This is a genomic window from Candidatus Palauibacter sp., from assembly GCF_965197445.1.
Taxonomy (GTDB): domain Bacteria; phylum Gemmatimonadota; class Gemmatimonadetes; order Palauibacterales; family Palauibacteraceae; genus Palauibacter.
On sequence record NZ_CBDANE010000002.1, the window covers coordinates 107,861 to 114,922 of the forward strand.

The window sequence follows — 7,062 nt, forward strand, 5'->3', positions numbered from 1 at the left end:
CGACGTAGACTAGGATCATGCGCCGATTCGCCACGGTTCCCTGCTTCTGGTCGTACTCGTCCTGCCGTACGGGCGGGCGTCGCTCTGTCAGGCGGGATCGCACGAGCACGCAGAGGACCACCAGATGGCGGGGATGACCGCGTTCCTCGATGCCCCGAGCGATGGTTCGGACGCCGCCGCCGACTGCCACTCGCTGATGGGCTGCGCCATCGTGCTGCAGGCCTCGCTCCCGGCGGTCGGGTCGGGTTTCCGCGAGTTCACTCAAGCGGTGGACCCCACGCTTCAGGGCAGCGCCGCTCCGATTCGGTCGCGCGCCTCTCCGGACACACCCCCTCCAAGAACTGCCTGAACGGACGTAGCCGCACAGGCACCCCGACCGCCGCCACGATGACGTGCCGCGGCCGAGTGTCACCGTTCAGACGAGGGGACAATACATGCCATCCGCTCAGTTCGCCCGGCGTCCCGCAGGGATTCTCGGGCTCGCCGCGGTCGCCGCGGTCTTCACAACCGCTTGCGGGTCCGCGCAGCGCAACGACGTCTACCGCCTGGCCGCACCCTACAACTTCGCGTTCTACGACACGCACGAAGAGGCGGCGCGATCGTTCTACGCTGCCCACTTCACCCATTTCGCCGCCTACGAGATTCTGATGAACCCGGGGGAGGACACGCCGGGGCGCATGTCCGAGTTCGAGACACAGGTCCGGGCCTACATCGCCGATCCGCCAAAGTTCGAACCGCCCGCGGAGATCATCGCGCCGGGCTGGACGCGCCTCTCCTTCGAGACGGCTCAGGCGATGGACTGGACGCACATGCTGCACTCCCAGCTCTACGACGTCCTCACCGACGACCGCGTCGCCGATAAGCGGTCGGCCGGAGAGCGGGCCATCGCCTACTACCTGTCGGAGCCGGAGGCGGCCTTCTCCACACGAGGCTACGGGCACCGCTTCATGGAAGGCGGGGGGGACTGGGCCGGCAACTTCCACACGCAGTATCCCGACGTCAACGGGATCCTGTGGGCCTACCACTGGCACCACGCGGCCGTGTACGAGGCGCTGATGGAGACGGATCCGGAACGTCGGCGGGTGGAACTCGACCGCGTGATCGACGTCTTCACCGACTCCGTCCTCCACGAACTTCCGCACGTCATGCCACTGACGGGGGAGGTCGCGCCGCGGTTCTCGCGCATGTTCCCGGCCGCCGCGCACATCTTCGACAACCTCCACATGATGCACGATGTCGTGAACGACATCATGGCCGAGCCCTCCTACTCGCGACGCGAGAAGGCGGCGGAGATCGAGCGCCTGCGCCGGCAGATGGCCTACGCTGGCCAGGACACGGTCGAAGCGCCGGGGATGCCGATGGGCGGGGACCATCGCATGAGCGACCGGGGGATGCGAGTGCCCACGGAGCTTACGACGGGGGAGTGGCTGCCACAGGGGCATCCCGAGGCCCGGATGGCACCGATGGACGAGTTCATGCGACCCCTCCCCGCACCCGTATCCGGCCGGCCGGCGGGCGCGCGGAACGGAGGTGTACGGTGAGGGCCGCAGCGCGAGGCGTCTGGCGGGCTGTCGCGCGGACCATCGCGCTGGGACTGGGAGCCGCCGCCCTTCCCGGGCCGGTCGCCGCGCAGGAGGACTTTCGCGCCGCCGAGATCGACCGGCCGGTACGTGTCGAGGATGCGCACCCGATCAAGTTCCGCGAATGGGAGTTTCAGAGCGGGGTGCGCGGCTCCATCGGAGAGGGCGACCGCGGCCTGCTCGGCCTGCTGGAGTTCAAGACCGGGTTGTTCCGCAACGGACAGATGGGGATCGAGATCGAGGGTGGCATCGAACGCCCGTCCGGGGACGGAACCGGTGGCGGGATCGAGTCCGCGTCCGCGCACCTACTCTACGGCTTGGCGCGCGAGACGGTCTCGCTTCCCGGCGTGGCCGTTCGCCTCGACGCGAGCACGCCGGGCGCCGGCGACATCGGCCACGACGACTGGCAGTTCGGCGTCACGGGGATCGCCACGCGCTCCATGGGTCGACTCCGCCTGCACGGAAACGGCGGCTACCGGCTCGCCGGCGAGGCCGACGGCGGTGACTACTGGCGCTTCGGCCTCGGCGCGGACTACCCCCTGGGATTGTTCAGCCGCGCGATCCTGGCCGACCTTTACGTGGAGGCTCCGGTTTCCGCGGGTCGAGCGCGGGTCTGGGCCGAGATCGGTACCCGCCTCCAGGTCAGCAACTGGAGTGTCCTCGACCTCGGCCTCGCCACAAGGCTCGACGAATGGGACGAGGGGAACGCCAACGTCGAGATCGTGGTCGGCATGTCGCGCGCGTTCGGGATCCCGGGGCTGACGAGAGTCCCCCGATACCCGAACCCCACGATCCCGTGAGGGCGGTGCTACGGTCCGGCAGCCCGGCCAACGCCCTCAGTACGACACACCGGTCGCTCGGCACAGCCATCGCTGGAAGGGCGCGGCCGTGCGGCACAGGGCGGTAAACCTGTCCAGGAAGTCGTCCGACATCAGGTCATCTTCGCTCAGTTGCACCACCGCGATGAAGTCCTTGCGCCGCAGGTCCTCGATCAGCGGATGATCCACGCTGAAGCCCTGCGGGGCCCGGATGAGCGAGTCGCCCGAGAGCTCGAAGGTCGTGCGAAAACCGGCGCCGCGCGACGCCCGCTTCCAGGCTTGCGGATCCTCGTCGATGGACTCGCGGATCTGCCGGAGCGCCGGCCCGCCGGGGCGCCAGGAGCCGCAACCCATGAAGCAATCTCCAGGCTGGATGTGCAGGTAGAAGCCGGGAGCATGGGCGTCCCTGCCCGCCTCGTGTCGGAACTGGATGCCGGTGGCGGTCTTGTATGGGGTCTTGTTCCTGGAGAAGCGGGTGTCGCGGTAGATCCGGAAGAGCGAGCCGCCATTCGCCCTCGGGTCGGCGCGAAAGTGGGGGCTCATTCCCTCGAGGGGCATGGAGAAATCGGAGATGAAACGGAGCGCCGGCTCTTTGACGTCCGCCTCGTATCGTGATTTGTTGGCGAGAAACCACTCCCGGTTGTTGTTGGCGGCCAGATCGCTCAGGAAGCTGAAGGTGTGGGGCGTGAAGTAGGCCGCGGTCATCGCAAGGTGGCTTGTCGGCTGGGGAGACGGGTATGATGAGCGGGGGCGATACCTATGGTGTCGGTCCGAAGGAAGCAAGCAGGGTGATCTACCATGGACCAGACAACCTCTCACCATGACGCGCACCGAACTCAGGCGTACCGTTGACGCTCCGGTCGGAGTGGTTTTCTCGACCGTCGCCGACATCTCCAACTTTTCCGAGGCAGTGCCGCACATCGAGCGTGTGGAGTTCCTGTCAGAGGCAAAGTGGGGCGTGGGTGCCCGCTTCCGGGAGACGCGGCTCATGGGGAGCAGAAGGGCAACCACGGAGCTGGAGGTGACCGAATACGTTCAGGACGAGCGTGTTCGCCTGGTATCCGACCAGGGTGGCACGGTCTGGGACACGACATTCACCGTCGAGCCGGGCCCGGATGGCCGAGGGACGCGGCTGGTCATGGTGATGGAGGCGAGGCCCTACAGGCTTGTCGCCAAACTCGTCACGCCGCTCATGAAGGGAGTCGTGGCCAAGGCGATTGCAGCGGATCTCGATGCCGTGAAGGCGTACGCCGAGGCGGCCGGAAAGGATGGTGCCCCATGCCCGCCGGTTTGAATCCTGCGACGCGACGTATCCGTTCAGGAGCGGCCGGAATCGCCCCTGCGCTCCTGGCGACGATGGCGATCTCGGCGGCGCCCGGGATCGCGGGAGCCCAGCAGGTGATCGAACTCCCGGGAGAAGACCGCTGGCTGGAGGCCGATTTCGAGGAGGTCTACCGCGTCGGCTCCGCGCTTGGAGAAGCGTGGGAGGAGTTCGGCACGATCGGCCGGGTGGGGTTCGACGATGCCGGGAACCTCTACCTGTTCGATCGCCTGGCGGCGCGGGTCGTCGTCGTCGGACCCGATGGAGATTTCGTACGCGAGTTTGGTCGCAGAGGGGAGGGGCCGGGCGAATTCCAGTCGGCCATGGATATGGTCCTCATGCACGACGGCAGGGTGGTGATCGCGGACATGGGACATCGCGCATACCACATCTTCGACCCCGGCGGGGAACTCGAGCGGATGGTGCGCATGGGCGGCGTCGCGCAGCAGGTCCGGCGGATGTACCCGGAGGCTGGCGGCGAATCCGTCGTCAGGGGTGCGAGAATGCTGGGCTTCAGGTTCCAGTCCCCGTCGGGCGAGTCGACCATCGGGATACCCGACCCGCGTACGATCGAACGAATCTTCCTCACCGGGGACGAGGCGACGGTGGAAACCGCGGCCGAGGTCTGGGGCCCCGCCTGGACCAAGCTGAGGGAACGTCTCCTTGCCGGGGGGCCGCAGAAGATCATGAGCCGGGGGCCCCGGAGAGGGTTTGAACCGGAGCTGTTCGCGGGTGTGCTCCCTGGCGGGCGCATCGCGTTTTCCGACTCATCCGCGTACGGGATCAAGATTGCGGAGCGGGATGGCCGGATCAGTTCGATACTTACCCGACCCCTCTCACCTGAGCCCGTTACGGAACGCGTGATGCAGGCGGAGAAGGACCGCAGGTTGAGGGATCTCGAAGATCGTCCGGAAAGTTCGGTCTCTCGGTCCGGGGGCAGAATGACGGTATCCGGGACCGGCGGCGGGGCCCGGGCGCGCGCGCAGATCGAGACGCTCGAGTTCGCCGAAGAGGTTCCCGTGGTGCGAGACCTGCGCACGACCTGGAGCGGTCGGATCTGGGTCCTGCGCCGCAGCGACGAGCCCGTCAGCGACGGCCCCGTCGACATCCTTGCCGCGGATGGCCGCTACCTCGGAAGCTATCGCACCGGAGCAACGAAGCTTCCCGACGCGTTCGGACCGGAAGGGCTGGCGGCCTTCATTGAACGGGACGAACTCGATGTGCAGACCGTAGTCGTGAAGCGACTCCCGCGTACGGTCAACTGATGTCGGCGGAGACGGCGAGGATTGCGAGAGATCGATTCAGGACGGGGGTGCTTGGCGTCTGCGTCGCCGCGATCGGATCGCTATCGGCGACGGACCGGGCGGGCGCTCAGGAAATCATCGAACTCCCGGGCGAGGATCGCTGGCTCGAGGCCGACTTCCAGGAGGTGTACGAGGTCGGGGCCGCTGTTGGCGTGGCGTGGCAGGAGTTCGGGAGGGTTCGCAACGTAGCGTTCGACGGAGCCGGGAATCTCTACGTTCTGGATGCCCTGGCCGGTCGGGTCATCGTTGTGACGCCCGCCGGGGAGCTCCTCCGAGTGGTGGGGCGCCTTGGCGAAGGACCGGGCGAGTTCGGGGGCGCAACGTGGATGGCCGTCATGCGCGACGGTCGGATCGTTGTCGGTGATCTCGGGCAGCGTGCCTATCTGGTATTTGACGCAGACGGGGAATTCGAACGGCAGGTTCGCCCGGATGGCAATCCAGCCCACGTATCGTTCATGCGGATGTGGCCCGAGAGCGGCGGCGAGTCCGTCGTCGTGGGCACACAGCTCGCCGGTGGGTCGTATTTCGGGGGATTTCCGGAGGGGATCCCCCGTCCGCTCACGCGTCCGATCGCGCGGCTGATTCTCACCGGGGACGACGTGCTTCGGGAGACGATCGCGGAGGGGTGGCGACCGCCACGCGGAGAGGCGGACGAGCGTCGAGCCTTCGAACCGGGCCTCTGGGTGGGCCCGCTTCCCGGCGGGAAGGTCGCATTCTCGGATTCCTCTGCCTACGCAATCAAGATCGCGAGCGCGGAAGCCGGCGTCTCCCACGTTCTCACGCGACCGTTCTTCCCCGAAGCTGTTACCGAACGCATGGAAAGAGCGGAAAGGGACCGGAGAATCGTCGAGGCGGGAGGAGGATCCATCACCCGGACCCCTGATGGGGTGCGCGCAGTCGGGGGCGGGGGCAACTATTGGGTCGAACGGGCCGAGACCATCGAGTTTTTCGAGGAGGTTCCGGTGGTGCACGCGCTCACCACCAGCTGGGGAGGCCGGATTTGGGTCCAGCGGCGCGGCGAGGAGCCTCACGAAGACGGCCCCATCGACATCCTCACGGCCGACGGCAGCTATCTGGGGAGCTTTCGTACCGGGGCGACGCGAATCCCGGATGCCTTCGGACCCGGAGGACTGGCCGCGTCCATCGAACGGGACGGGTTCGATGTCCAGACAGTGGTCGTGAAGCGTCTCCCGCGTGCCGCTAACTGACTCACCCGTCCCAAGCAAGGAATGTAAGGGTGAGAACGGGACGCTCCAGAGGAGCAGCGATCACGGCGCTCGCCGCATTCCTGGCACGCGTGGCAGGCGCAGGTGCGCAGGAGATCGTCGAGCTCCCGGGGGAGGATCGCTGGCTTGAGGCCGACTTCGAGGAAGTGTACCGGGTGGGGGCCGCGGACGGAGAGGAATGGGAGATGTTCTCCGAGATCGTCAGCCCGGGCTTCGATGCGAGCGGGAATCTGTATCTGTTCGACCGGCGGGCCAGCCGGATCATCGTCGTGGATCCGAGCGGACAGCTCCTGCGCGAGTTCGGGCGCGAGGGGGACGGCCCCCGTGAGTTCAGATCCGCGTTGGCGATGGCCGTCATGCGCGATGGACGGGTCGTCGTCGGCGACGCGCAGCATCGCGCTTACCTGGTCTTCGACGCGAACGGGGAATTCGAGCGAGATGTACGGATGGACGCGGATGCCGGGCGCGTCACGGTTCCGTGGATGTGGCCGGAGTCCGGAGGCGAGTCCGTTATCGTGGGCACGCGGAACGCCGGCTTCTTTACGGTCTATTCGGAGGGCGCTTCGCCCGAGATTGGAAGACCCCCCGCATCGCGTCCGATTCAACGGCTGATCCTCACGGGCGAGGTGGTGACGCGAGAACCTGTTGCGGAGGGCTGGGCACCCCCGCGGACGGCGTCCGCCGTCGGCGAAGGATACAGCCGTCGTGGTTTCGAGCCGGAACTGCATGTAGGAGTACTACCGGGCGGGATGGTCGCGTATTCGGATTCCTCCGCCTATGCCATCAAGATTGCGAGCCGTGAGACCGGGATCT

General features: G+C 67.0%; 7 protein-coding genes and 1 pseudogene. 7 read left to right on the plus strand and 1 reads right to left on the minus strand.

What is annotated here, in order from left to right; genetic code table 11:
• Positions 1-124 precede the first annotated feature (124 nt).
• The 3 genes from ACN9M6_RS00530 (at position 125) to ACN9M6_RS00540 (ending at position 2,380) form a co-directional block, all read left to right on the plus strand.
• Positions 125-349, plus strand: coding sequence for a hypothetical protein (locus ACN9M6_RS00530; protein ID WP_419160962.1), 225 nt, complete (start codon positions 125-127; stop codon positions 347-349).
• Positions 350-434: 85 nt separating this feature from the next.
• Positions 435-1,541, plus strand: coding sequence for a hypothetical protein (locus ACN9M6_RS00535; RefSeq protein ID WP_419160963.1), 1,107 nt, complete (start codon positions 435-437; stop codon positions 1,539-1,541).
• Positions 1,538-2,380: a hypothetical protein gene (locus ACN9M6_RS00540; protein WP_419160964.1), complete on the plus strand. Its 843-nt coding sequence runs from the start codon at positions 1,538-1,540 to the stop codon at positions 2,378-2,380. Before ACN9M6_RS00535 ends, ACN9M6_RS00540 begins: the two co-directional genes overlap by 4 nt.
• 36 nt (positions 2,381-2,416) lie before the next feature.
• Here ACN9M6_RS00540 and ACN9M6_RS00545 read toward each other — a convergent pair whose 3' ends face one another.
• Positions 2,417-3,103, minus strand: coding sequence for a DUF2461 domain-containing protein (locus ACN9M6_RS00545; RefSeq protein WP_419160965.1), 687 nt, complete (start codon positions 3,101-3,103; stop codon positions 2,417-2,419).
• A gap of 115 nt (positions 3,104-3,218) precedes the next feature.
• Between ACN9M6_RS00545 and ACN9M6_RS00550 the strand changes: the two genes are divergently transcribed.
• The 4 genes and pseudogenes from ACN9M6_RS00550 to ACN9M6_RS00565 form a co-directional block, all read left to right on the plus strand.
• Positions 3,219-3,692: an SRPBCC family protein gene (locus ACN9M6_RS00550; protein WP_419160966.1), complete on the plus strand. Its 474-nt coding sequence runs from the start codon at positions 3,219-3,221 to the stop codon at positions 3,690-3,692.
• Entirely contained in the window at positions 3,677-4,984 is a 1,308-nt protein-coding gene (locus ACN9M6_RS00555) for a 6-bladed beta-propeller (protein WP_419160967.1), read from the plus strand. The genes ACN9M6_RS00550 and ACN9M6_RS00555 overlap by 16 nt, the downstream gene beginning before the upstream one ends.
• Complete coding sequence (locus ACN9M6_RS00560; RefSeq protein WP_419160968.1) at positions 4,984-6,231, plus strand: 6-bladed beta-propeller; 1,248 nt, start codon at positions 4,984-4,986, stop codon at positions 6,229-6,231. Before ACN9M6_RS00555 ends, ACN9M6_RS00560 begins: the two co-directional genes overlap by 1 nt.
• A 29-nt stretch (positions 6,232-6,260) precedes the next feature.
• Positions 6,261-7,062, plus strand: a pseudogene (locus ACN9M6_RS00565) (hypothetical protein); the annotation flags it as partial.

What these genes read in the sequence shown, in the direction of transcription:
- ACN9M6_RS00545 (WP_419160965.1), bottom strand. Translation starts at nt 3,103, where the DNA reads ATGACCGCGGCCTACTTCACGCCCCACACCTTCAGCTTCCTGAGCGAT.
- ACN9M6_RS00550 (WP_419160966.1), top strand. Translation starts at nt 3,219, where the DNA reads ATGACGCGCACCGAACTCAGGCGTACCGTTGACGCTCCGGTCGGAGTG.
- ACN9M6_RS00530 (WP_419160962.1), top strand. Translation starts at nt 125, where the DNA reads ATGGCGGGGATGACCGCGTTCCTCGATGCCCCGAGCGATGGTTCGGAC.
- ACN9M6_RS00560 (WP_419160968.1), top strand. Translation starts at nt 4,984, where the DNA reads ATGTCGGCGGAGACGGCGAGGATTGCGAGAGATCGATTCAGGACGGGG.
- ACN9M6_RS00535 (WP_419160963.1), top strand. Translation starts at nt 435, where the DNA reads ATGCCATCCGCTCAGTTCGCCCGGCGTCCCGCAGGGATTCTCGGGCTC.
- ACN9M6_RS00555 (WP_419160967.1), top strand. Translation starts at nt 3,677, where the DNA reads ATGCCCGCCGGTTTGAATCCTGCGACGCGACGTATCCGTTCAGGAGCG.